This window comes from Streptomyces sp. NPDC008125 (genome assembly GCF_042957125.1).
Classification (GTDB): Bacteria; Actinomycetota; Actinomycetes; order Streptomycetales; family Streptomycetaceae; genus Streptomyces.
The window spans coordinates 66388-90342 of the sequence record NZ_JBIBHR010000018.1; the positions used below are offsets into that span (position 1 = coordinate 66388).

19 protein-coding genes are annotated in these 23955 nt (G+C 71.0%); 10 read left to right on the forward strand and 9 right to left on the reverse strand.

Annotated elements, in window-relative coordinates; all coding sequences use genetic code 11:
• Positions 1-68: 68 nt before the first annotated feature.
• The 5 genes from ACFZAX_RS27175 to ACFZAX_RS27195 form a co-directional block, all read right to left on the reverse strand.
• Positions 69-1127, reverse strand: a complete 1059-nt coding sequence (locus ACFZAX_RS27175) for an LLM class flavin-dependent oxidoreductase (RefSeq protein ID WP_390964901.1) — start codon at positions 1125-1127, stop codon at positions 69-71.
• An 87-nt stretch (positions 1128-1214) separates the two neighbouring features.
• Positions 1215-2825 carry an FAD-dependent oxidoreductase gene (locus ACFZAX_RS27180; RefSeq protein WP_390964902.1) on the reverse strand — a complete coding sequence of 537 codons (1611 nt, stop codon included), beginning with the start codon at positions 2823-2825 and terminating at the stop codon, positions 1215-1217.
• Positions 2826-2830: 5 nt separating this feature from the next.
• Positions 2831-4360, reverse strand: a complete 1530-nt coding sequence (gene glpK / locus ACFZAX_RS27185; protein WP_390964903.1) for a glycerol kinase GlpK — start codon at positions 4358-4360, stop codon at positions 2831-2833.
• Positions 4361-4419: 59 nt separating this feature from the next.
• Positions 4420-5211 carry an MIP family channel protein gene (locus ACFZAX_RS27190; RefSeq protein WP_390964904.1) on the reverse strand — a complete coding sequence of 264 codons (792 nt, stop codon included), beginning with the start codon at positions 5209-5211 and terminating at the stop codon, positions 4420-4422.
• A 478-nt stretch (positions 5212-5689) separates the two neighbouring features.
• Positions 5690-6454, reverse strand: a complete 765-nt coding sequence (locus tag ACFZAX_RS27195) for an IclR family transcriptional regulator C-terminal domain-containing protein (protein ID WP_390964905.1) — start codon at positions 6452-6454, stop codon at positions 5690-5692.
• 247 nt (positions 6455-6701) lie between these two features.
• Between ACFZAX_RS27195 and metH the strand changes: the two genes are divergently transcribed.
• Both metH and ACFZAX_RS27205 read left to right on the forward strand, forming a co-directional pair.
• Positions 6702-10214 carry a methionine synthase gene (gene metH, locus ACFZAX_RS27200; protein ID WP_390964906.1) on the forward strand — a complete coding sequence of 1171 codons (3513 nt, stop codon included), beginning with the start codon at positions 6702-6704 and terminating at the stop codon, positions 10212-10214.
• A 173-nt stretch (positions 10215-10387) separates the two neighbouring features.
• Positions 10388-11107: an HAD-IA family hydrolase gene (locus tag ACFZAX_RS27205; RefSeq protein WP_390964907.1), complete on the forward strand. Its 720-nt coding sequence runs from the start codon at positions 10388-10390 to the stop codon at positions 11105-11107.
• A 290-nt stretch (positions 11108-11397) separates the two neighbouring features.
• On the opposite strand, the gene ACFZAX_RS27210 is transcribed toward ACFZAX_RS27205, so the two are convergent.
• Positions 11398-12069, reverse strand: coding sequence for a response regulator (locus ACFZAX_RS27210; RefSeq protein ID WP_390964908.1), 672 nt, complete (start codon positions 12067-12069; stop codon positions 11398-11400).
• A gap of 10 nt (positions 12070-12079) precedes the next feature.
• On the reverse strand, positions 12080-12991 hold the full coding sequence (locus ACFZAX_RS27215) for a PD-(D/E)XK nuclease family protein (RefSeq protein ID WP_390964909.1): 912 nt from the start codon (positions 12989-12991) through the stop codon (positions 12080-12082).
• 104 nt (positions 12992-13095) lie between these two features.
• Between ACFZAX_RS27215 and ACFZAX_RS27220 the strand changes: the two genes are divergently transcribed.
• The 3 genes from ACFZAX_RS27220 (at position 13096) to ACFZAX_RS27230 (ending at position 16329) form a co-directional block, all read left to right on the forward strand.
• Positions 13096-14340: a site-2 protease family protein gene (locus tag ACFZAX_RS27220; protein ID WP_390964910.1), complete on the forward strand. Its 1245-nt coding sequence runs from the start codon at positions 13096-13098 to the stop codon at positions 14338-14340.
• 70 nt (positions 14341-14410) lie between these two features.
• Positions 14411-15373 carry a tRNA (adenine-N1)-methyltransferase gene (locus ACFZAX_RS27225; protein WP_390964911.1) on the forward strand — a complete coding sequence of 321 codons (963 nt, stop codon included), beginning with the start codon at positions 14411-14413 and terminating at the stop codon, positions 15371-15373.
• Positions 15374-15747: 374 nt separating this feature from the next.
• Positions 15748-16329 (forward strand): hypothetical protein, encoded by a 582-nt coding sequence (locus tag ACFZAX_RS27230; protein WP_390964912.1) that lies wholly within the window; start codon positions 15748-15750, stop codon positions 16327-16329.
• A gap of 28 nt (positions 16330-16357) precedes the next feature.
• On the opposite strand, the gene ACFZAX_RS27235 is transcribed toward ACFZAX_RS27230, so the two are convergent.
• Positions 16358-16669 (reverse strand): ferredoxin, encoded by a 312-nt coding sequence (locus tag ACFZAX_RS27235; RefSeq protein ID WP_390964913.1) that lies wholly within the window; start codon positions 16667-16669, stop codon positions 16358-16360.
• Positions 16670-16910: 241 nt separating this feature from the next.
• On the opposite strand from ACFZAX_RS27235, the gene arc reads away from it, so the two are divergent.
• From arc to prcA, 5 genes are all read left to right on the forward strand, one after another.
• On the forward strand, positions 16911-18677 hold the full coding sequence (gene arc, locus ACFZAX_RS27240) for a proteasome ATPase (protein ID WP_390964914.1): 1767 nt from the start codon (positions 16911-16913) through the stop codon (positions 18675-18677).
• Positions 18678-18924: 247 nt separating this feature from the next.
• On the forward strand, positions 18925-20436 hold the full coding sequence (dop, locus tag ACFZAX_RS27245) for a depupylase/deamidase Dop (RefSeq protein WP_390964915.1): 1512 nt from the start codon (positions 18925-18927) through the stop codon (positions 20434-20436).
• Positions 20437-20564: 128 nt separating this feature from the next.
• Positions 20565-20783, forward strand: coding sequence for a ubiquitin-like protein Pup (locus tag ACFZAX_RS27250; protein ID WP_266702617.1), 219 nt, complete (start codon positions 20565-20567; stop codon positions 20781-20783).
• Positions 20784-21097: 314 nt separating this feature from the next.
• Positions 21098-21946 (forward strand): proteasome subunit beta, encoded by an 849-nt coding sequence (gene prcB / locus ACFZAX_RS27255; protein WP_390964916.1) that lies wholly within the window; start codon positions 21098-21100, stop codon positions 21944-21946.
• A gap of 64 nt (positions 21947-22010) precedes the next feature.
• Positions 22011-22790 (forward strand): proteasome subunit alpha, encoded by a 780-nt coding sequence (prcA, locus tag ACFZAX_RS27260; protein WP_390964917.1) that lies wholly within the window; start codon positions 22011-22013, stop codon positions 22788-22790.
• A gap of 72 nt (positions 22791-22862) precedes the next feature.
• Here prcA and ACFZAX_RS27265 read toward each other — a convergent pair whose 3' ends face one another.
• On the reverse strand, positions 22863-23891 hold the full coding sequence (locus tag ACFZAX_RS27265; RefSeq protein ID WP_390964918.1) for a substrate-binding domain-containing protein: 1029 nt from the start codon (positions 23889-23891) through the stop codon (positions 22863-22865).
• Between the last annotated feature and the right edge of the window lie 64 nt (positions 23892-23955).

Here is a 23955-nt window from a genome sequence, read left to right on the forward strand (position 1 = left end):
CAGACATCGGATGTCTGAACCCCATTATGAGGGCCCGCCCGGCCCGTCCCCTTCGCCCGGAGCCGGGATCACTCCCACAGGCTCGTCGGGGCCTCCCGGCGGACCACCGGAGCGATCTCCTCCGCGAACCGCTGCAGGGTCTCCAACTGCTCGGGACGGCTCAGACCGAGGCCGTCCACGGTGATCGACTGGAGATCGTGGTGGTACTCCTCGTGATAGCCGAGGATCTTGTCGATGATCTGCTGAGGGCTGCCGATCAGCTGCGGGCCGTCCGCGATGGCGTCCTCGATGGTCCGGAACGGGGTGTTGTACCCGGCCTTCCCCTCCAGGTGCGGCCGGAAGGACTGCCGCACCCGCGCCTCGTACAGATCCTTGTACCGCTCCACCGCCCGCTGCGAGCTGTCCGCGATCAGCAGCCCGCCGGAACCGGCCGCCACCCGGGCGTCGGCCGGATCGTGCCCGTACGCCTCGAACCGCTCGCGGTAGTGCGCGATCAGCTTCGCGTACGCGGCCTTCGGCTGGACGGCGTTGGCGGTGAAGAGCGGGTCGCCGTGCTTGGCGGCCAGCTCGGTGGAGTGCAGGCTGGTCGCCGAGCCGTGCCAGACGCGCGGAGCGCCGTCGTACGGACGCGGCACGGTGGTGGTGTTCTTCAGCGGCGGGCGGAACTCGCCCTCCCAGTCGACCCCCTCCTCGGTCCACAGCCGGCGCAGCAGCTCGTACTTCTCCTGCTGGAGGTCCCACTGCCGCTCCTCGTCGAGCCCGAAGAGTGCGAAGTGCCCGGCCTCGGCCCCCTTCCCGACGACCAGTTCCAGCCGCCCGCGCGCTATCTGGTCGAGGGTGGCGTACTCCTCGGCGACCCGCACCGGATCGAGGATCGCCACGACGGTGACCCCCGTCAGCAGCCGGATGGAGGTCGTCCGCGCGGCCACGGCGCCCAGCACCACGGCCGGGCTCGACGAGAGGAAGGCGCCCGCGTGCCGTTCGCCGACGGCGTACGCGTCGAAGCCGAGCCGCTCGGCGTCCGAGGCGGTCCCGATCACCTCGGCGAAACGGTCGGCGGGGGAGAGGAGTTCGCCGGTCAGCGGGTGCGGGGCATGCCCGATCAGGGAGAGCACGGAGAATTTCATGCCCTCCACTGTCGCCGCGTTCCATTGCGGGGGTGTGGCGGCGGCATGGCGGGGTCGCCGCCGCGCAGGCGTCTTGCCGACGTGCCCTCAGCCGCGCTCCGCCAGCACCGACTCGACCCCCGCCCGCACCTCGTCGGTGGCCAGCCCGCGGATCGTCAGCGTCGTCCGCCGCCGCAGCACGTCGTCGGCGGTCTCGGCCCACTCGTGGTCCCGCGCGTACGCCACCTGCGCCCATATCTCCGGGGCGTCCGGGTGGATGCGGCGGGCGAGGGCCGGGTCCTCCTCCGCGAGCCGGGTGATGTCGAAGGCGAGCGAACCGTAGTGCGTGGCCAGATGCCGCGCGGTGTCCGCCGCCAGCCGGGGACCGGAGCCGGCACCGTCCGCCAGCAGCCGGTGCGTCACCGCTCCGGGACTGGCGATCCCGGGCAGCGGCAGCCGCTTCGGCAGCCGGTCCATCGGCTCCATCGCCTCGCCCAGCGGATGCCCCGGCAGCGCGGCCAGCTTGGCCATCACGGTGCGGCCGATGTGACGGAACGTCGTCCACTTGCCGCCCGCCACCGACAGCATCCCGCCGCTCCCCTCCGTCACGACCGTCTCCCGCTTGGCCGTCGAGGTGTCGCCCGGGCCTCCCGGAAGCACCCGCAGCCCCGCGAAGGAGTACGTGATCAGGTCGCGCGAGAGCTGCTGGTCCCGGACGGAGAAGGCCGCCTCGTCCAAAATCTGCGCGGTGTCCTTCTCCGTCACCGCCAGGTCCTCGGGCTCGCCCTCGTACACCTCGTCCGTGGTGCCGAGCAGCAGCATGTCCTCCCACGGCAGGGCGAAGGTGATCCGGTACTTGTCGATCGGCGTCGCCAGCGCGGCCCGCCAGGGGGCGGTGCGCCGCAGCACCAGGTGCGCGCCCTTCGAGAGCCGTACGGAGGGGGCGGCGCCCGGGTCCTCCATCCTCCGCAGCCGGTCCACCCAAGGACCGGTGGCGTTCAGCACCAGGCGGGCGTCCACTCCGAACTCCGTACCGTCGACCCGGTCGGCCAGCTCCGCTCCGGTGACCCGGCCCCGGGTGAACCGGAGCCCGGTCACCGCCGCGTGGTTGAGCACGTCCGCACCGGCCGCGACAGCCGCGCGCACGGTCATCAGGGCCATCCGCGCGTCGTTCATCTGGTCGTCGCCGTAGACCGCGACCGCCTTCAGCCCGTCCGTACGCAGTTCGGGGACCTCCCGGCGGGCCCGTTGCGGGCTGATCACATGGCCGACGCCGTCGCCGAAGGCGGAGAGCGCCGAGTAGGCGAAGACGCCGGCGCCGAGCTTGGCCGCCCCGTGCGGGCCGCCCTTGTAGACCGGCAGGTAGAAGGTGAGCGGATTGGCGAGGTGCGGGGCGACCTGCCGGGAGACCGCCCGCCGCTCGAAGTGGTTCTCCGCCACCAGCTTCACCGCACCGGTCTGGAGGTAGCGCAGCCCCCCGTGGAGCAGCTTGGAGGAGGCGGAGGAGGTGGCGCCGGCGAAGTCGCCGGCGTCCACCAGGGCCACCCGCAGTCCGGACTGCGCGGCGTGCCAGGCGGTGGAGATGCCCAGGATGCCGCCGCCGATCACCAGGAGGTCGTACGTCGTGCGGGAGAGCCGCTCCCTGGTTTCGGCGCGGCTCGGGAGGGAGCCGGTGGCCGGGCGCGTCCCGGGGGCGGGGACGCTCTGCGGGATGGTCATGTCTGCTACTCCTCGGTGTCGTCGAGCCAGCCCATGGAGCGCTGCACGGCCTTGAGCCAGCTCTTGTACTCGCGGTCACGGGTGGCCGCGTCCATACGGGGTGTCCACTCGGCGGCCCGGCGCCAGTTGGCGCGCAGCGCGTCGGTGTCGGGCCAGAAGCCGACGGCGAGACCGGCCGCGTAGGCCGCGCCGAGACAGGTGGTCTCGGCGACCATCGGGCGCACCACGGGCGCGTCCAGGCAGTCGGAGAGCATCTGCATCAGCAGGTTGTTGGAGGTCATGCCGCCGTCGACCTTGAGCGCGGTCAGCTCGACGCCGGAGTCCTTCGTCATGGCGTCACTGATCTCGCGGGTCTGCCAGGCGGTGGCTTCGAGCACGGCCCGGGCGATGTGCGCCTTGGTGACGTAACGGGTGAGCCCGGCGATGACGCCCCGGGCGTCGGGGCGCCAGTACGGGGCGAACAGGCCGGAGAAGGCGGGCACGAAGTACGCGCCGCCGTTGTCGTCCACCGAGGAGGCCAGGGTCTCGATCTCGGCGGCCGAGTTGATGAGCCCCATCTGGTCGCGCATCCACTGCACCAGCGAACCGGTGACGGCGATCGACCCCTCCAGCGCGTACACGGCCGGCTGGTCGCCGATCCGGTAGCCGACGGTGGTCAGCAACCCGTTGTAGGAGTTGACCGGGGTGGAGCCGGTGTTGATGAGCATGAAGGTGCCGGTGCCGTACGTGGACTTGGCCTCGCCCTCCGAGAAGCAGGTCTGGCCGAAGAGCGCCGCCTGCTGGTCGCCGAGCGCGGAGGCCACCGGTACCCCGGCGAGCACCCCGTCGGAGGCGAGCCCGTACACCTCTGCCGAGGAGCGGATCTCCGGGAGGACGGCGGCAGGGATGTCCATGGACCGCAGGATGCGCTCGTCCCACGTCAGGTTGTGCAGGTTCATCAGCAGGGTGCGCGAGGCGTTGGTGACGTCGGTGACGTGGACGCCGCCGTCGGTGCCGCCGGTGAGGTTCCAGATGACCCAGGAGTCCATCGTGCCGAAGAGGATGTCCCCGCGTTCGGCCCGCTCGCGCAGCCCCTCGACGTTGTCGAGCAGCCAGCGGATCTTGGGCCCGGCGAAGTAGGAGGCGAGCGGCAGGCCGGTCTCGCGGCGGAAGCGGTCCTGGCCGACGTTGCGGCCGAGCTCCTTGCAGAGCGCGTCGGTACGGGTGTCCTGCCAGACGAGGGCGTTGTGGACGGGCTCTCCGGTGTGCCGGTCCCACATCAGCGTGGTCTCGCGCTGGTTGGTGATGCCGATGGCCTTCACGTCGTCGGCCGTGACACCCGCCTTGACGACGGCTCCGGCCACCACCTCCTGGACGTTCTCCCAGATCTCGGTGGCGTCGTGCTCGACCCAGCCGGGCTTCGGAAAGATCTGCTCGTGCTCCTTCTGCTCGACCGAGACGATCCGGCCGTCCTTGTCGAAGACGATGCAGCGGGTCGAGGTGGTGCCCTGGTCGATGGCCGCGATGAACGGGCCGGCGGTGTGTGCGTCGTTCACGGTGTGCTCCCCGGGGTCTGTGGTGGTGTGGGTGGTGGCGTCTGCCGGGCTCTCGCGCATCAGGCGAAGGCGACGTTGTAGAGGAGGCCGGCCAGGGCGCCACCGACGAGCGGTCCCACGACGGGTACCCACGCGTAGCCCCAGTCCGAGCCGCCCTTGTTCGGCAGCGGCAGCAGTGCGTGCACGATACGCGGGCCGAGGTCGCGGACCGGGTTGATCGCGTAGCCGGTCGGGCCGCCGAGGGAGAACCCGATACTGACCACGACCAGGGCGGTGACGAGCGCGCCCAGCGTGCCGAGCCCGTTGCCGTCGTCGTTGAGTCCCTGGGTCAGGATGGCCAGTACCAGCACGAGAGTGGCGATGATCTCGGTGACCAGGTTCTGCACGGCGTTACGGATCTCGGGGCTGGTGCAGAAGACGCCGAGCACCGGTCCCGCGTGGGGAGCGGTGGTCTGGTCGACCATCCCCTCGGCGGGGTTCTCGGTGCCGGTGATCTCCGGGTCGGTCAGGTGGGCCCGGAACTGCCCGTAGTACACGGCCCACACCAGTACCGCTCCGATGGCCGCGCCGAGCAGCTGCGATCCGATGTAGAGGGGCACCTGGCTCCACGGCGTGCCGCCCTGGATCGCGAGGCCGATGGTGACGGCCGGGTTGAGGTGGGCCCCGGACACACCGCCCGCCAGGTACGCGCCGGTGAGCACCGCGAAGCCCCAGCCGAAGGCGATGGCGACCCAGCCCGCGTCCTTCGCCTTGGAGCGCTTGAGCGTGACGGCGGCACAGACACCACCGCCCAGCAGGATGAGTACGGCGGTACCGATGGTCTCGCCGATGAAGATGTCGGAGCTGGACACCGTGACTCCTTTGTCCTTCGTCCAGGGGTATGCGCACCACCGGGTCCCTCCGGGGGTACACGCCCCAGATGACGCCCCCTGTGAAGGGGATGCGCCGCCTGCAGGGGCTTGACCGGCCCTCGGCATTGCCACACCTTAACGCCTATGGCCGAGAAGTGTTCGACAATGCCGACCGGTGAACGGCAGTGTTTCGCTCGGTCGAGGCGGGAGTCAAGGGGGTGTGGCATACGACTCGGACCGGGTGGCGCGCTCCGGCGGAAAGCGACCGGCCGACGGGGTGCCGGCGGGGATGCGACCGGCCGGCGGGGAAGGGATCGGCGCGGACGTCCGGCCGACCCGCCGACCGACCCGCCGTCCGGCGCGGCGGCCGCGCATGCGAGAGCCCGCCCGGTCGGCGGGACGGGCGGGCGGGCTCGGGGATACCGGGTACGGGCCGTGCGTGGGCCGTGCGCGGATCGGGTACGGGTGGGCCCCGGGCTCAGAAGCGGCCGGCCCCCAGGTCGCGGGAGACGGCCCGGGCACAGTCGCGTACCGCGGCGATCAGTTCGGGGCGCAGCTCGCCGCCCGGGCGCAGCCGCTCCACCGCGCCGGTCACCGCGACCGCTCCGACCGGCATCCGGCGGCCGTCGTGGACGGGCGCCGCCACGGCCGCCACCCCCTCCCAGGTCTCCTCCGCGTCGTCCGCCCAGCCGCGTGCCCGGGTCAGCGCGAGCGTCTCCTCGAACGCGTCCTGCGCGGTGACCGTGCGGGCGGTGAAGGAGCGCCGCTCGCCCTCCAGCGCCTCGCTGTGCGCCACCGGGTCGAACGCCGCGAGCACCTTGCCCAGCGCGGTGGAGTGCAGCGGCTGCATCGCGCCGACCTCCAGTACCTGGCGGCTGTCGTCCGGCCGGAAGACGTGGTGCACGATCAGCACCCCGTGCTGGTGCAGCACGCCGAGATGGACGCTCTCGCCGCTCGACCGGGCCAGGTCGTCGGTCCAGACGAGGGCGCGGGCGCGCAGCTCGTGGACGTCCAGGTAGCTGTTGCCCAGGCGCAAGAGCTCCGCGCCCAGCTGGTAGCGGCCGGACGCCGGGTCCTGCTCGACGAAGCCCTCCAGCTGGAGGGTGCGCAGGATGCCGTGGGCCGTCCCCTTGGCGAGGCCCAGGGACGAGGCGATGTCGGAGAGGCCGAGCCGGCGCTCGCCGCCCGCCAGCAGGCGCAGCATCGCCGCCGCCCGCTCCAGCGACTGGATGTTCTTGGCCATCGCGCCGTACTCCTCCACTCGTCCGCTCGGTTCGACAATGCTGAACACTATCGGCCGATGCCGACCTCCGCGCGGGGCAAGGGGCGGTGTTCCGTCGCATCCCCGCCGCACCTTTTCCGCCACAGCATGCAGTCCGGTCGGTGGGACACCCGCACAGGGGTCACCGGTAGCGGGCTACGCTGGCCGGGTGCGCCTTCTGCCGGAAGTGCGCAAAGCCGACAGCCGTCGCATCCCTGGGAGATCATCCATGGCCTCGTTGCCGACCCCTTCCGCCGCCAGCCCGAGCAGGGTTGACGCACTCCGCGAAGCACTCGCCACCCGTGTGGTCGTGGCCGACGGCGCCATGGGCACCATGCTCCAGGCCCAGGACCCCACGCTCGAAGACTTCCAGGACCTCGAAGGCTGCAACGAGATCCTCAACATCACCCGCCCCGACATCGTGCGCTCCGTGCACGAGGAGTACTTCGCGGTCGGTGTGGACTGTGTCGAGACCAATACCTTCGGCGCGAACTCCTCCGCCCTGGGCGAGTACGACATTCCCGAGCGCATCCACGAGCTCTCCGAGGCCGGCGCGCGCATCGCCCGCGAGGTCGCCGACGCGTTCACCGCCTCCACGGGACAGCAGCGCTGGGTGCTCGGCTCCATGGGGCCCGGCACCAAACTGCCGACCCTGGGCCACGCCCCGTACACCCAGCTCCGCGAAGGCTTCCAGCAGAACGCCGAAGGCCTGGTCTCCGGGGGCGCCGACGCGCTCATCGTCGAGACCACCCAGGACCTCCTCCAGACCAAGGCCGCCATCCTGGGTGCGCGCCGGGCGCTGGAGGCGCTCGGCAGCGACCTTCCGCTGCTGGTCTCGCTGGCTTTCGAGACGACCGGCACCATGCTCCTCGGCTCCGAGATCGGCGCCGCGCTGACCGCGCTCGAACCGCTCGGCGTCGACATGATCGGCCTGAACTGCTCCACCGGCCCCGCGGAGATGAGCGAGCACCTGCGCTACCTCACCCGCCACTCCCGCATCCCGCTCCTCTGCATGCCCAACGCCGGCCTCCCCGTCCTCACCAAGGACGGCGCGCACTTCCCGCTCGGCCCCGAGGGTCTCGCCGACGCGCAGGAGACCTTCGTCCAGGAGTACGGCCTCTCGCTGGTCGGCGGCTGCTGCGGTACGACCCCCGAGCACCTGCGCCAGGTCGTCGAACGCGTCCGCGGCACCGTCCCCACCACCCGCGACCCGCACCCCGAGCCCGGCGCCGCCTCGCTCTACCAGACGGTGCCGTTCCGTCAGGACACCTCGTACCTCGCCATCGGGGAGCGTACGAACGCCAACGGGTCCAGGAAGTTCCGCGAGGCCATGCTGGAGGCCCGCTGGGACGACTGCGTCGAGATGGCCCGCGACCAGATCCGCGAGGGCGCGCACATGCTCGACCTCTGCGTCGACTACGTCGGCCGCGACGGAGTCGCCGACATGGCGGAGCTGGCCGGGCGCTTCGCCACCGCGTCCACCCTGCCGATCGTGCTGGACTCCACCGAGGTGCCCGTCCTCCGGGCCGGTCTGGAGAAGCTCGGCGGCCGTGCCGTCCTGAACTCCGTCAACTACGAGGACGGCGACGGACCCGAGTCCCGCTTCGCCAAGGTCACCAAGCTCGCGTCCGAGCACGGCGCAGCGCTGATCGCCCTCACCATCGACGAGGAGGGCCAGGCCCGCACCGTCGAGCACAAGGTCGCCATCGCCGAACGGCTCATCGCGGACCTCACCGGCAACTGGGGCATCCACGAGTCGGACATCCTCATCGACACCCTCACCTTCACCATCTGCACCGGCCAGGAGGAGTCCCGCAAGGACGGCATCGCCACCATCGGCGCCATCCGCGAGCTGAAGAAGCGGCACCCCGACGTCCAGACCACGCTGGGCCTCTCCAACATCTCCTTCGGCCTCAACCCGGCCGCCCGGGTCGTGCTCAACTCGGTCTTCCTCGACGAGTGCGTGAAGGCCGGACTCGACTCCGCCATCGTGCACGCCTCGAAGATCCTGCCGATCGCCCGTTTGGAGGAGGAGCAGGTCAAGGTCGCCCTCGACCTGATCCACGACCGCCGCGCCGAAGGCTACGACCCGCTGCAGCGGCTCATGGAGCTGTTCGAGGGCGTCAACATGAAGTCGATGAAGGCCGGCAAGGCCGAGGAGCTCCTCGCCCTGCCGCTCGACGAGCGCCTCCAGCGCCGCATCATCGACGGCGAGAAGAACGGCCTGGAAGCCGACCTCGACGCGGCCCTGGAGACCCGCCCGGCCCTCGACATCGTCAACGACACCTTGCTCGAAGGCATGAAGGTGGTCGGCGAACTGTTCGGCTCCGGCCAGATGCAGCTGCCGTTCGTGCTCCAGTCCGCCGAGGTCATGAAGACCGCGGTCGCCTACCTGGAACCGCACATGGAGAAGACGGACGCGGAGGGCAAGGGCACCATCGTGCTGGCCACCGTTCGCGGCGACGTCCACGACATCGGCAAGAACCTCGTCGACATCATCCTCTCCAACAACGGCTTCAACGTCGTCAACATCGGCATCAAGCAGCCGGTCTCCGCGATCCTGGAAGCCGCCGAGGAGCACAACGCCGACGTCATCGGCATGTCCGGCCTCCTCGTGAAGTCCACCGTGATCATGAAGGAGAACCTGGAGGAGCTGAACCAGCGCAAGCTGGCCGCCCGGTTCCCGGTGATCCTCGGCGGCGCGGCGCTCACCCGCGCCTACGTCGAGCAGGACCTGCACGAGATCTACGAGGGTGAGGTCCGCTACGCCCGCGACGCGTTCGAGGGCCTGCGCCTGATGGACGCCCTCATCGGGGTCAAGCGCGGCGTCCCCGGAGCCGTACTCCCCGAGCTCAAGCAGCGCCGGGTACCCAAGCGTGACACCGCCGTCCTGGAGGTCACCGAGCCGGAGACCGGCGTCCGCTCCGACGTCGCCACCGACAACCCGGTACCCGCCCCGCCGTTCTGGGGCACCCGCGTCGTCAAGGGCATCCAGCTCAAGGAGTACGCCTCCTGGCTCGACGAGGGCGCCCTCTTCAAGGGCCAGTGGGGCCTCAAGCAGGCCCGCGCCGGCGACGGACCGACGTACGAGGAGCTCGTGGAGACCGAGGGCCGCCCGCACCTGCGCGGCTGGCTCGACAAGCTCCAGAGCGAGAACCTGCTGGAAGCCGCCGTGGTCTACGGCTACTTCCCCTGCGTCTCCAAGGGCGACGACCTCGTCCTGCTGAACGAGGACGGCTCCGAGCGCACCCGCTTCACCTTTCCCCGCCAGCGCAGGGGCCGCCGCCTCTGCCTCGCCGACTTCTTCCGCCCGGAGGAGTCCGGCGAGAAGGACGTCGTCGGCCTCCAGGTCGTCACCGTCGGCTCCAGGATCGGCGCCGAGACCGCCAAGCTCTTCGAGGCCAACGCCTACCGCGACTACCTGGAGCTGCACGGCCTCTCCGTCCAGCTCGCCGAGGCCCTCGCCGAGTACTGGCACGCCCGGGTCCGCTCCGAGCTCGGCTACTCCGGCGAGGACCCGGCCCAGGTCGAGGACATGTTCGCGCTCAAGTACCGGGGCGCCCGCTTCTCCCTCGGCTACGGCGCCTGCCCCGACCTGGAGGACCGCGCCAAGATCGCCGACCTGCTCCAGCCCGAGCGGATCGGCGTCCACCTCTCCGAGGAGTTCCAGCTCCACCCGGAGCAGTCCACGGACGCGATCGTCATCCACCACCCGGAGGCGAAGTACTTCAACGCGCGCTGACGCGCCGAGCGCGGTCGCAGGGGGCACCTTCCCGACATGCTCGCGTCGGGAAACACCCGAAAGCGTTCACGCGCGAACGCCGGACGAGTCGTAGACTGGTCGGTCCAGTGAGGCCGGTCGCCCTTCCCCGGAAGGGTGGCCGGCCTTCTCGTCCCTCACGGAAGGTGTGCCGCATGACCAGTACGGTCCCCGCGTCCCTGACCCGCACGGCCGACGGCGCGACCCTGCAGGCCGTCCTTCTCGACATGGACGGCACCCTGGTGGACACCGAGGGCTTCTGGTGGGACACCGAGGTGGAGGTGTTCGCCGACCTCGGGCACCGCCTCGACGAGTCCTGGCGCGAGGTGGTCGTCGGCGGGCCGATGACCCGCAGCGCCGGCTACCTCATCGACGTGACGGGCGCGGACATCGCGGTGGAGGAGCTCACCGTCCTGCTGAACGACCGCTTCGAGAAGCGCATCGGGCGGGGTGTCTCCCTCATGCCCGGCGCCGCCCGACTGCTCGCCGAGCTCTCCGCCCACTCCGTACCGGCCGCCCTCGTCTCCGCCTCGCACCGCCGCATCATCGACCGGGTCCTCGACTCGGTCGGCCACCACCACTTCGCGCTGACCGTCGCCGGGGACGAGGTCGCCCGCACCAAGCCGCACCCCGACCCCTACCTCGCCGCCGCAGCCGGATTCGGCGCCGACCCCGCCCGCTGCGCCGTCATCGAGGACACCGCCACCGGCGTCGCCTCCGCGGAAGCCGCGGGATGCCGCGTCGTGGCCGTACCCTCCGTGGCGCCCATCGCGCCGGCCGCCGGACGCGTGGTCGTCCGCTCGCTGGAAGACGTCGACCTGACCTTCCTGCAGAAGCTGGTCCTGGACCCGGCCTTCCACGGAAACCAGAACTGAACGGCCCGGCCGATTCCGGCCGGAGCGCGGAGCCCGGTCTGCCCGGTGCACCTGGCGGTGCCGCCAGGGCCCGAGGACGGCGACCCGGTCGCCCGGCGCCTGCGCGAGGACGTGACCCCGGACCCCGCACGCTTCCGTGTGCGGACCGAGGCCTTCCGCGGGGCAGCCGGCCCCCGCGCCGTCGTGGACGAAAAGGGGGCCCGCCCTCGCGTTCCGGGCGACGGGGCGCTTGAGAGCGCGGGCCGGAACGGAGTGGGCGATCCCCGGTGAGACACCGGCACCACCCGCCACTACTGCGCGCCCGGCCGCACCAGCCCGCTCTCGTACGCGTACACCGCCGCCTGCACCCGGTCGCGCAGCTGGAGCTTGGTCAGCACGTGCCCGACATGCGTCTTCACCGTCGTCTCGCTGACGAAGAGGTCCGCCGCGATCTCCGCGTTCGACAGGCCGCGCGCCACCAGCTTCAGCACCTCGACCTCACGGTCGGTCAGGCGGTGCAGGGCGTCCGGGACCGGCTCCTCGCCGGACGGGAGGTGGTCGGCGTACTTGTCGAGCAGCCGCCGGGTGACGCTCGGGGCTAGCATCGCCTCGCCCGCGGCCACCACCCGGATCGCCTGGACCAGCTCGTTGGCCGGGGCGTCCTTGAGCAGGAAGCCGCTGGCGCCCGCGCGCAGCGCCTCCACGACGTACTCGTCCAGATCGAAGGTCGTCAGCACCAGCACCTTCGCCGGGCCGTTCCGGTCCGGGCCGGTGATCTGGCGGGTCGCCTCCACACCGTCCATCCTCGGCATCCGGATGTCCATCAGCACCACGTCCGGCTGGAGCGCCCGGACCTGGTCGATGGCCTGGAGTCCGTCGCCGGCCTCGCCGACCACCGCGAGATCGCCCTCGGCCTCCAGAATCATCCGGAAGCCGGTGCGCAGCAGTGGCTGGTCGTCGACCAGCAGGACGCGGATTGCCACGAAGAACTCCTCAGGGACCGTCTGGGGACGTGGGCCGACCGGCGTCGGCCCCGACCGGCCCCATTCTGCCCGCCCCATCCTCACAGGACTCCGGCAGCACCACGGGGAGTGGATAGACCGGGGGAGTCCCGCCGAATTCCGGACAGACCGCCTGGTGGTCGCACCAGCCGCAGAGCTTGGTCGGCCTCGGCCGCCACTCGCCGGTCTCCGTCGCCAGCCGGATCGCCTCCCAGAGCGCGTGCAGCTTCCGCTCCACCCGCTCCAGGTCCGCGACCACCGGGTCGTACGTCATGACGTCGCCGCTGCCGAGGTAGACCAGCTGGAGCCTGCGTGGCACCACGCCCTTGAGGCGCCAGACCACCAGCGCGTAGAACTTCATCTGGAAGAGCGCGCCCTCCGCGTACTCCGGACGCGGCGCCTTCCCCGTCTTGTAGTCGACGATCCGGACTTCGCCCGTCGGCGCGATGTCGACGCGGTCGATGACCCCGCGCAGCCGAAGCCCCGACTCCAGCTCCGTCTCCACGAACATCTCGCGCTCGACCGGCTCAAGGCGCGTCGGGTCCTCCAGCGAGAACCACCGCTCCACCAGCCGCTCCGCCTCGCCCAGCCACCCCGCGAGCCGCTCACCCCCGGTGTCCTCGGCGAACAGCTCCGTCAGCTCCGGCTTCGACTCCAGGAGACGGTCCCACTGCCCGGGCACCAGCGCTCGCGCCCTCGGCGCCGTACGCTCCGCGGCGGGCGCGTCGAAGAGCCGTTCCAGCACCGCGTGCACCAGGGTTCCCCGGGTGGCCGCCTCGCTCGGCTTCTCCGGCAGTTTGTCGATGACCCGGAAGCGGTAGAGCAAAGGGCACTGCATGAAGTCGTTCGCCCGCGACGGCGACAGGGAGGACGGCGGCGCGGGGGGCCGGGGTGCGGAACTCATGCCCCAGACCCTACGACCCGCCACTGACAGCGGGCGGCATACCATCGACGGCAGAGCCTCGGGCACTGCATGATCGACTCAGACGCCCCGGACGGAAGGACCCAGTGGACGAGAGCGACCAGAGCGGCGACAGCGGGCGTCGGCAGCCCGGCGCAGGGGGAACCGACCCCGGACCGGGCAAGGACCGCCCCCGCCGCCCCGCCGGACCCGGCGGCGGCCTGCTGATGGGCCGCCCGTTCGGGGTGCCCGTGTACGTGGCCCCCAGCTGGTTCGTCGTCGCGGCGCTCATCACGTGGGTCTTCGGAGGACAGCTCGACCGCGTCCTGCCCGAGCTCGGCGTCGCCCGCTACCTCGTCGCCCTCTTCTTCGCCGTCGCCTTCTACGCCTCCGTGCTGGTCCACGAACTCGCGCACACCGTCGCGGCCCTCCGGTACAAGCTGCCCGTGCGCCGCATCCAGCTCCAGTTCTTCGGCGGTGTCTCCGAGATCGAGAAGGAGACCGAGACCCCGGGGCGCGAGTTCGTGCTCGCCTTCGTGGGGCCGCTCCTCTCCCTCGTCCTGGCCGGAGTGTTCTATCTCTCCATGCAGTTCGTGGAGCCCGGCACCGTCCCCGGCGTGCTGCTCGCCGGACTGATGATCTCCAACCTCATCGTCGCCGTCTTCAACCTGCTGCCCGGGCTCCCGCTCGACGGCGGACGCATGCTGCGCGCGGTCGTCTGGAAGATCACCGGCAAGCCCATGAGCGGCACCGTCGTCGCCGCCTGGGTCGGCCGGGGCCTCGCCGTCGCCGTACTCATCGGCCTGCCGCTGCTCACGCACACCGGCGGCTCGGCCGACGAGATCGGCGGCATGGAGACGGTCACCGACGCCCTGCTCGCCGCCATCCTCGCCGGGATCATCTGGACCGGCGCGGGCAACAGCCTGCGCATGGCGCGGCTGCGCGAACACCTCCCCGAGCTCCGGGCCCGCACCCTCACCCGCCGCGCGGTCCCCGTCGAGTCCGCGACCCCGCTCTCCGAAGCGCTGCGCCGGGCCAACGAGGCGGGGGCCCGTGCCCTCGTCGTCGTCGACCCGGAAGGCACCCCGAAGGGCGTCGTCCGGGAGTCCGCCATCGGCGGGGTCCCCGAGCACCGCCGGCCCTGGGTCGCCGTCGGCGGCCTCGCCCAGGACCTCAACGAGGGCATGCGCGTCCCCGCCGAGCTCGCCGGCGAGGAACTGCTGGACCGGCTGCGCGCCACCCCCGCCACCGAGTACCTCGTCGTGGAGGAGTCCGGCGCGGTCTACGGCGTCCTGTCCACGACCGACGTGGAACGCGCCTTCCTCGCCGCCATGACGCGCCCCGGGGCCTGAGAGCGGCCCCGGCGAGCGCCCGCCGTCCACCGGCGGAAGGAGGCCCCGGAAACACCGGTACGCTGGTCACATGTCTGAACCGACCGGTGCCGCCCGCCGCCGTGGGCCCTTCAAGGTCGGGGACCAAGTACAGCTCACCGACCCCAAGGGACGCCACCACACCTTCACGCTCGAAGCCGGAAAGAACTTCCACACCCACAAGGGTTCTTTCCCGCACGACGAGCTGATCGGTGCTCCCGAAGGCAGTGTTGTCCGTACCACGGGAAACGTCGCCTATCTCGCGCTGCGCCCCCTGCTCCCCGACTACGTCCTCTCCATGCCCCGCGGCGCCGCCGTGGTCTACCCCAAGGACGCGGGCCAGATCCTGGCCTTCGCCGACATCTTCCCCGGCGCCCGCGTCGTGGAGGCGGGCGTCGGATCGGGCGCGCTCTCCACCTTCCTGCTGCGCGCCATCGGTGAGCAGGGCATGCTGCACTCCTACGAGCGCCGCGAGGACTTCGCCGAGATCGCCCAGCAGAACGTGGAGCGCTACTTCGGCAGCCCCCACCCGGCCTGGCAGCTCACCATCGGTGACCTCCAGGACAACCTCTCGGACACCGAGGTGGACCGGGTCGTCCTGGACATGCTCGCCCCGTGGGAGTGCCTGGAGGCCGTCTCCAAGGCGCTCGTGCCCGGCGGCATCGTCTGCGCGTACGTCGCCACCACCACCCAGCTGTCGCGGACGGTCGAGTCCATCCGTGAGATCGGCTGCTTCGCCGAGCCGCAGCCCTGGGAATCCATGATCCGCAACTGGCACGTCGAGGGCCTCGCCGTCCGCCCGGACCACCGGATGATCGGCCACACCGGCTTCCTGGTGACCGCCCGCCGCCTGGCCGACGGTGTCGAGCCCCCGATGCGCCGCCGCCGCCCCTCCAAGGGCGCCTACGGCGAGGACTACGACGGCCCCGGCGGCCGGAGCACCTCCGCCGACCGGAGCACCTCCGCCGACCGCAGCACCCCCGCCGACCGGAGCGGTTCCGCCGACCGCGACTGACGGACGTGATCTCCCGGCCACCGGCCGGCCGCGTGACCCACGAAGGTCGCACGGCACCGACGACCGCGACCCGACCGTGGTGACCGACCACCACGACCGGCTCGCGGTGCAGCGATGGGCGCCGTCGCCCCGCCCTCCCGGACCGACCCGGGCAGGCGGGGCGACGGCGCCCTTCGCATACCCTCCGCCCGGGCCCGAGCCCGAGCCGGGACCCGTGCTCCTCCTGCTCCGCCCTCCGGTTCCCGGCGGAAGCCGTCGCACACCCCGCTGTTCCCCGCCCGTGTGAGGTGTGGCACGATGCTGGCCACCCCCTGCCGCCGATGCCCGGCAGGGACGTTCCACATGCTCCCCGGAAACATCAGGAGACAGACCGCGTGCAGCCTTCCGTACTCCCGGATCTCGCGCACAACGACTCCAGGGCGATGCACTGGCTCGCCACCGCAGCGGCGGTGTTCGCGACCGTCGCGGTGGCCGGCCTGCTGCAGCCCGGCGACGGCGCGGCGTCCGCGTCCGCCGCTCCGGCCGGTACCGCGGCTCCCCACGTCAGTACCGCCGAAGCCCCCGACCCCACCGGCGTGGTCTTCCCGCTCGTGTGCGGGAGCGTGGGCCAGTCCGTCGGACGCCAGGCCCGGGGCGACCTGGACGGCGACGGGAAGCCCGAGACCGTGGTGGCCGTCCACTGCGCCGCCGGCTCGGGCACCCCGCCGGACGCCGTCTACGTCCTGACGCACGGAAGCGGGGCCGCACCCCGGGTCGTGGCGACCCTGGTGGACCCCGCTCTGCGGCTGACGGTCGGTGAACTCGCCGTCGAGAACGCGGTGGTCTCCGCGACCACGCTCGGCTACTCCTCGGACCAGGTGCCCAGCTGCTGCCCCGACCAGCGCGAGGAGACCACCTGGCGCTGGTCGGGCGGAGCCTTCGTCCGGTCCGTCGCGCGAGCCGACGCCGGCGTCTGACCGGCCCCGGACACCTGCCGGACGCCGCCTACGCCGCGTCCGGCCCGTACACCTCGACGCTGTCCGAAACTCGACGTACGTGGATGCAGTCGCCGGGGCACTCCTTGGCCGAATCCACCACGTCCGTCAGCAACGGCAGCGGGACCCGCGTGGTGGCGCCCGGCTCCTGGAGCAGCTCGTCGTCGGCGCTCTTCACGTACGCCAGCCCGTCGATGTCCAGCTCGAACACTTCGGGGGCGTACTGGACGCAGATCCCGTCGCCCGTGCAGAGGTCCTGGTCGATCCAGACCTCCAGATCCTGGGTGTCGCTCGCGCCGGGCGAGTCCTGCTGCGCGGTCATATGTCCTGCCGATCCCTGCGTATCTCAACCAATTGAAGCCAGCCCTGACGGGTGTTGAACGGTTCGACGATACAACTGGCTGCTTTCGCGTGCCCAAGGGTGGGTATTCCCTTGGCACGAGGGGGAGAGCAAGGGTGAAGATCGGACACACCCCGCAGTCTTTGTGATCTAGGGGTTTCAATCACCACCCACGCAGGTAGGGTCAGGAAGCGTCCAGCTCCCCTTGGAGGAGGTGAGGACCGTGGCAGCCCACGACGACGACATCAACCGCGGCATCCGGCCCGGGCGGGGGTCAGAAGACCCGTCGGGCCAGGTCGCCTATCTTGAGCAGGAAATCGCCGTCCTGCGACGTAAGCTCGCCGACTCTCCGCGTCATTCGAGAATTCTCGAAGAGCGGGTCGTCGAGTTGCAGACCAGTCTGTCCGGTGTGACCGCACAGAACGAACGGCTCGCCCATACGCTCCGCGAGGCCCGCGACCAGATCGTGGCTCTCAAGGAGGAGGTCGACAGGCTCGCGCAGCCGCCCGCCGGTTTCGGCGTGTTCCTGCAGGCCAATGAGGACGGTACTTGCGACATCTTCACCGGGGGCCGCAAGCTCCGGGTGAACGTCAGCCCCAGCGTCGAGCTCGAAGGCCTCCGGCGAGGCCAGGAAGTCATGCTCAACGAAGCGCTCAACGTGGTCGAGGCCATGGAATTCGAGCGGGCCGGGGACATCGTCACTCTCAAGGAGATCCTTGAGGACGGCGAGCGCGCCCTGGTGATCGGGCACACCGACGAGGAACGGGTGGTGCGGCTCGCCGAGCCGCTGCTCGACATCACCATCCGCCCCGGCGACGCGCTCCTGCTGGAACCCAGGTCCGGTTACGTCTACGAAGTGGTGCCCAAGAGCGAGGTCGAGGAACTCGTCCTCGAAGAGGTCCCGGACATCGACTACGACAAGATCGGCGGTCTGGGCGACCAGATCGAGCTGATCCGCGACGCGGTCGAGCTCCCGTACCTCCACCCCGACCTCTTCAAGGAACACGAACTCCGTCCGCCGAAGGGCATCCTGCTCTACGGTCCGCCCGGCTGCGGCAAGACGCTCATCGCCAAGGCAGTCGCCAACTCGCTCGCCAAGAAGGTCGCCGAGGTGACCGGCCAGCCCGCGGGGAAGAGCTACTTCCTCAATATCAAGGGCCCCGAGCTCCTCAACAAGTACGTCGGTGAGACCGAGCGGCACATCCGTCTCGTCTTCCAGCGTGCCCGGGAGAAGGCGAGCGAGGGCACCCCCGTCATCGTCTTCTTCGACGAGATGGAATCCCTTTTCCGTACCCGCGGCAGCGGCGTCAGCTCGGACGTGGAGAACACCATCGTCCCGCAGCTGCTCGCCGAGATCGACGGTGTGGAAGGGCTGGAGAACGTCATCGTCATCGGCGCCTCCAACCGCGAGGACATGATCGACCCGGCCATCCTCCGGCCCGGCCGCCTCGATGTGAAGATCAAGATCGAGCGTCCGGACGCGGAGGCCGCGAAGGACATCTTCGCGAAGTACCTGACCTCCTCGCTCCCGCTGCACTCGGACGATCTGTCCGAGCACGCCGGCTCCAAGCCGGCCGCCACGCACGCGATGATCCAGTCCGTGGTGGAGCGGATGTACACGGAATCCGAGGAGAACCGGTTCCTCGAAGTCACCTACGCCAACGGTGACAAGGAAGTCCTCTATTTCAAGGACTTCAACTCCGGCGCGATGATCCAGAACATCGTCGACCGGGCCAAGAAGATGGCCATCAAGGCTTTCCTCGAAGAGGGCCAGAAGGGCATTCGCGTCTCCCATCTCCTCCAGGCGTGCGTGGACGAGTTCAAGGAGAACGAGGACCTGCCCAACACCACCAACCCGGACGACTGGGCCAGGATCTCCGGAAAGAAGGGCGAGCGGATCGTCTTCATCCGCACGCTCGTCACCGGAAAGCAGGGCGCGGACACCGGCCGGTCCATCGACACGGTCGCGAACACCGGTCAGTACCTGTAGCGAGCGGACCGGCTGCGGCTGCCCCACCGGGCAACCGCAGCCGGCTGTTTTCCCCGGAGTCGCCGCCGCATTCGCGCCGCATCCGAACAATGACGTAATGGATCTCCCCACCGGGGCAGTGGCGCTCTAGGCTCTGACGTACCGCCGACCGCGCAGTGCGGGGCCGGACGACCGCGCACGCAATCGGACAAGCAGCGGTACTTGAGCGCCGTTCCCCGAGGGGACGACGCCGGGCAAGGAGGGCCGCATGACCGTACGGCGAGTAATGGGCATCGAGACGGAGTACGGGATCTCCGTCCCCGGCCACCCCAACGCCAATGCCATGCTCACCTCGTCCCAGATCGTCAACGCCTACGCGGCTGCGATGCACCGGGCGCGCCGCGCCCGCTGGGACTTCGAGGAGGAGAATCCGCTGCGGGACGCGCGAGGCTTCGACCTCGCCCGCGAGACCGCCGACTCCAGCCAGCTCACCGACGAGGACATCGGTCTGGCCAACGTCATCCTGACCAACGGTGCCCGCCTCTACGTCGACCACGCGCACCCCGAGTACAGCTCCCCCGAGATCACCAATCCGCGGGACGCGGTCCTCTGGGACAAGGCCGGCGAGCGCATCATGGCCGAGGCCGCCGAACTGGCCGCCGCCATCCCCGGCGCCCAGCCGATCCACCTCTACAAGAACAACACCGACAACAAGGGCGCCTCCTACGGCACGCACGAGAACTACCTGATGAGACGGGACACCCCCTTCTCCGACATCGTGCGCCACCTGACCCCGTTCTTCGTCAGCCGCCAGGTCGTCACCGGGGCGGGCCGGGTCGGGATCGGGCAGGACGGCCGCGACCACGGCTTCCAGCTCAGCCAGCGCGCCGACTACTTCGAGGTGGAGGTGGGGCTGGAGACGACGCTCAAGCGCCCCCTCATCAACACCCGGGACGAGCCGCACTCCGACGCGGAGAAGTACCGCAGGCTGCACGTCATCATCGGCGACGCCAATCTCTCCGAGATCTCGACCTATCTGAAGCTCGGCACCACCGCCCTGGTCCTCTCGATGATCGAGGACGGGTTCATCAACGTGGACCTCGCCGTCGACCAGCCCGTACGGACCCTCCACCAGGTCTCGCACGACCCGTCCCTCCAGCACCTGATCACACTCCGCAGCGGCCGCACACTCACCGCCGTGCAGCTCCAGATGGAGTACTTCGAGCTGGCCCGCAAGTACGTCGAGGAGCGGTACGGCGCCGACGCCGACGAGCAGACCCGGGACGTCCTGCTGCGCTGGGAGGACACCCTCAACCGCCTGGAGAACGACCCGATGAGCCTGTCGGGGGAGCTGGACTGGGTGGCCAAGCGTGCCCTCATGGACGGCTACCGGCGGCGGGACGGCCTGGAGTGGGACGCCCCGCGCCTGCACCTGGTGGACCTCCAGTACGCGGACGTACGGGCCGACAAGGGGCTCTACAACCGCCTCGTGGCCGGCGGGCGGATGAAACGCCTGCTGGCGGAGGACGAGGTGGCCAGGGCGCGCACGAAGCCCCCGGAGGACACCCGGGCCTATTTCCGGGGCCGCTGCCTCGACCAGTACGCCGACGACGTGGCCGCCGCCTCCTGGGACTCGGTCATCTTCGACCTGCCGGGCCATGACTCTCTGCAACGGGTGCCCACCATGGAGCCGCTGCGCGGGACGCGGGAGCACGTCAAGAACCTCCTGGACCGCTGCCGCACGGCGGAAGAGCTGGTCCGGGTGCTGTCCGGGGGCTGAACGGGCCGCCGGAGGGGAATGATCGGACCAGGGCCCGGACGTTGGAAAAGTACCGGGCCGATGTCGGACCCCGTGGGTAGGGTCTGATCAAGAGCTTCGAATGCTTCGAACCGAGCGGGGTGAGCTAGATGGCGACCAAGGACACCGGCGGCGGACAGCAGAAGGCGACGCGCTCCACCGAGGAGACCGAGGAGCAGGCGCAGGAAGCGCAGGCTTCGGAGGACCTCAAGGAGCGCCAGGAGAAGCTGAGCGACGACGTCGACTCGGTCCTGGACGAGATCGACGACGTCCTGGAGGAGAACGCCGAGGACTTCGTGCGGAGCTTCGTGCAGAAGGGCGGGGAGTAGTCCGCGCGGACACCTGTTCCGCGCGCCGGTCACCGGCGGTGAACGGGCGCCCCGCGCCCTGACCCGCCGGGCCGGCTCCTCGGACGCGCGCCGCCGCCGACCGGGAGGCCGGCGGCGGCCGCGGGGCCGCCGCGGGGGAGGCGGCCGGGGCGGCGAACAGCTCCGCCGGCCGCTTCCCCCGTACAGGTGGATCACCGCCACCGGGCGGGTAGGGTCCGTGACGTACGGTGCTTCAACCGCACACCGGCCGTCGGCGCGTCGGGCGTCCGTCCCGACCCCGGCGGGCCGTCCCATGCATACCTGGAGGGAAACGCGTGGAAGCCAACACTCGTCACACCGGGCGTCTACCAGCTGCGTTCCTGACGCCGGGTTCGTCCTCGTTCATGGACTTCCTGTCCGACCACGCACCCGCGATGCTCCCGGGCAACCGGAACCTCCCGCCGCTCAAGGGGGCCGTGGAGGCGCCGCACGGGACGACGATCGTCGCGGCCTCGTTCCCCGGCGGCGTGGTGCTCGCCGGTGACCGGCGCGCGACCATGGGCAACATGATCGCCCAGCGCGACATCGAGAAGGTGTTCCCCGCCGACGAGTACTCCGCCGTCGGCATCGCGGGCACCGCGGGACTCGCGGTGGAGATGGTCAAGCTCTTCCAGCTGGAGCTGGAGCACTTCGAGAAGGTCGAGGGCGCACAGCTCTCCCTGGAGGGCAAGGCCAACCGCCTCTCCACGATGATCCGCGGCAACCTGGCGATGGCCATGCAGGGCCTCGCGGTCGTCCCCCTCTTCGCCGGCTACGACGTCGACAAGGGCCGGGGCAGGATCTTCTCCTACGACGTCACCGGCGGTCGCTCCGAGGAGCACGCCGGATACGCCTCCACCGGCTCCGGCTCGCTCTTCGCCCGGGGCTCCATGAAGAAGCTCTACCGCGAGGACCTCACGGAGTCACAGGCGCTCACCCTGGTCGTTCAGGCCCTGTACGACGCCGCGGACGACGACTCCGCGACCGGCGGCCCCGACGTGGCGCGCCGCATCTACCCGATCGTCACCGTCATCACCGATGAGGGCTTCCGCCGGCTGTCGGACGGGGAGTCCTCCGAGATCGCACGCGAGATCCTGGAGCGCCGCCTCGAACACCCCGACGGCCCGCGCGCGGCTCTGCTCTGATCCGGCCCGGAGCTCCGGGGACTTCGAGATGCACTCGTCACTGACAGAAAGGGACGGATAGCCGGTGTCGACGCCGTTCTATGTCTCACCCCAGCAGGCCATGGCCGACCGGGCGGAATACGCCCGCAAAGGCATCGCCCGCGGTCGCAGCCTGGTTGTGCTGCAGTACGCCGACGGCATTGTGTTCGTCGGCGAGAACCCGTCCCGCGCGCTGCACAAGTTCAGCGAGATCTACGACCGGATCGGCTTCGCCGCCGCCGGCAAGTACAACGAGTACGAGAACCTCCGCATCGGCGGGGTGCGCTACGCCGATCTGCGCGGATACACCTACGACCGCGACGACGTGACGGCCCGTGGGCTGGCCAACGTGTACGCCCAGACGCTCGGGACCATCTTCTCCAGCGCGGCCGAGAAGCCGTACGAGGTGGAGCTGGTCGTCGCCGAGGTCGGTGCCGAGCCCGAGGGCGACCAGATCTACCGGCTGCCGCACGACGGCTCGATCGTGGACGAACACGGGTCGGTCGCGGTCGGCGGGAACGCCGAGCAGATCAGCACCTTCCTCGACCAGCGGCACCGCGACGGCATGACGCTCGCCGAGGCGCTCAAGCTCGCCGTGCAGGCGCTCTCCCGCGACCCCAACGGCAGCGAGCGGGAGATCCCCGCGGACCGGCTGGAGGTCGCGGTGCTGGACCGGACCCGGCCCCAGCAGCGCAAGTTCAAGCGGATCGTCGGACGGCAGCTCGCGCGGCTGCTGGAGGCCGACGGCGCCGCGGCCACCACGCCCACGGACGCGCCGTCCGACACGGAGGAGTCCGAGGGGACGGGCGGCTCCACCGAGGAGTAGTCCGCGGCAGGCTGATGTCATGACGGTGCCCGGGTCTCGTCCGCCGGACGAGACCCGGGCACCGTCATGACATCAGCCTGCCAGCGGCGGGGCGGTGGAGCCGCGCACCACCAGCTCCACCGGCAGGCTGCCGGTGCGGACGGGGCGGCCCTCCAGCACCGCGAGCAGAGCCGCCATGCCCCGCTCGCCGACCTGCTCCGCGGGGAGCGCCACCGTGGTCAGCTCGGGCTCCACCGCGGTGGCGAGCGCCAGGTCGTCGAAGCCCGACACGGACAGGTCGTCGGGTACCCGCAGGCCCAGCCGCCGTGCCGCCTTGCAGGCGCCCGCCGCCAGTACGTCGCCGTCACAGACCAGCGCGGTCGGCCGGGGCCCCGGCGCGGTCAGCGCCGCCTCGGCCGCCCGCAGCCCGCCGGAGACCTCCAGCGGCGAGGCGACCGTACGCAGCGAGGTGCCGGGCACGGCCGCGAGCGCCTCGTGCAGGGCGCGGGCGCGCACCGCGAAGGTCCACGAGTCGACGGCGGCGGCCACGTGCGTGAAGCGGCGGTGGCCGAGGGCGAGCAGGTGCTCCGCGACCTGGCGCATCCCGTCCGCGATGTCGAGGTTCACCTGGGCCGCCGCTCCCGCCCCGGACGGGTCGCTGTCCAGCATCACCAGCGGCAGCTCCGTGCCGCCCAGCGCCCCGAGGGCCTCGGTCGCCATGGACGAGGCGATCACTCCGTCGAGCGCCGCGCGGGCGCTGGCGAAGGGGTCCTTCGCAGGTCCGGTGCCGTCGGGCGACGGGTAGAGCACCACGCCGAAGTCGTGGTCCGCGGCGACCGAGGCGGCACCCGTGTAGACCCGGGCGAAGAACTCGTGGGTGAGTGCGGGCACCACCAGCAGCGCGGTCCTGGTCCGGCCCAGGCGCAGGCTGCGGGCGGCGAGGTTCGGCCGGTAGCCGAGTGCGCGTGCGCCGGCCCGGACCCGCTCGGCGGTGGCTTCCGACACCCGGCCGGACCACTTGCCGCCCAGCACCAGGGAGACCGTCGCCTGCGACACCCCCGCGACCCGCGCCACGTCCCGGCTGGTGGGGCGGGCCGGGGCCGGCTGGGACGGGCTGCTCACTGGGGCCTCCGTGCGGGTGGTGGTGGGGCCGGTCGATCGGTTCCGGCCAGGCGGCCGGTGCCGC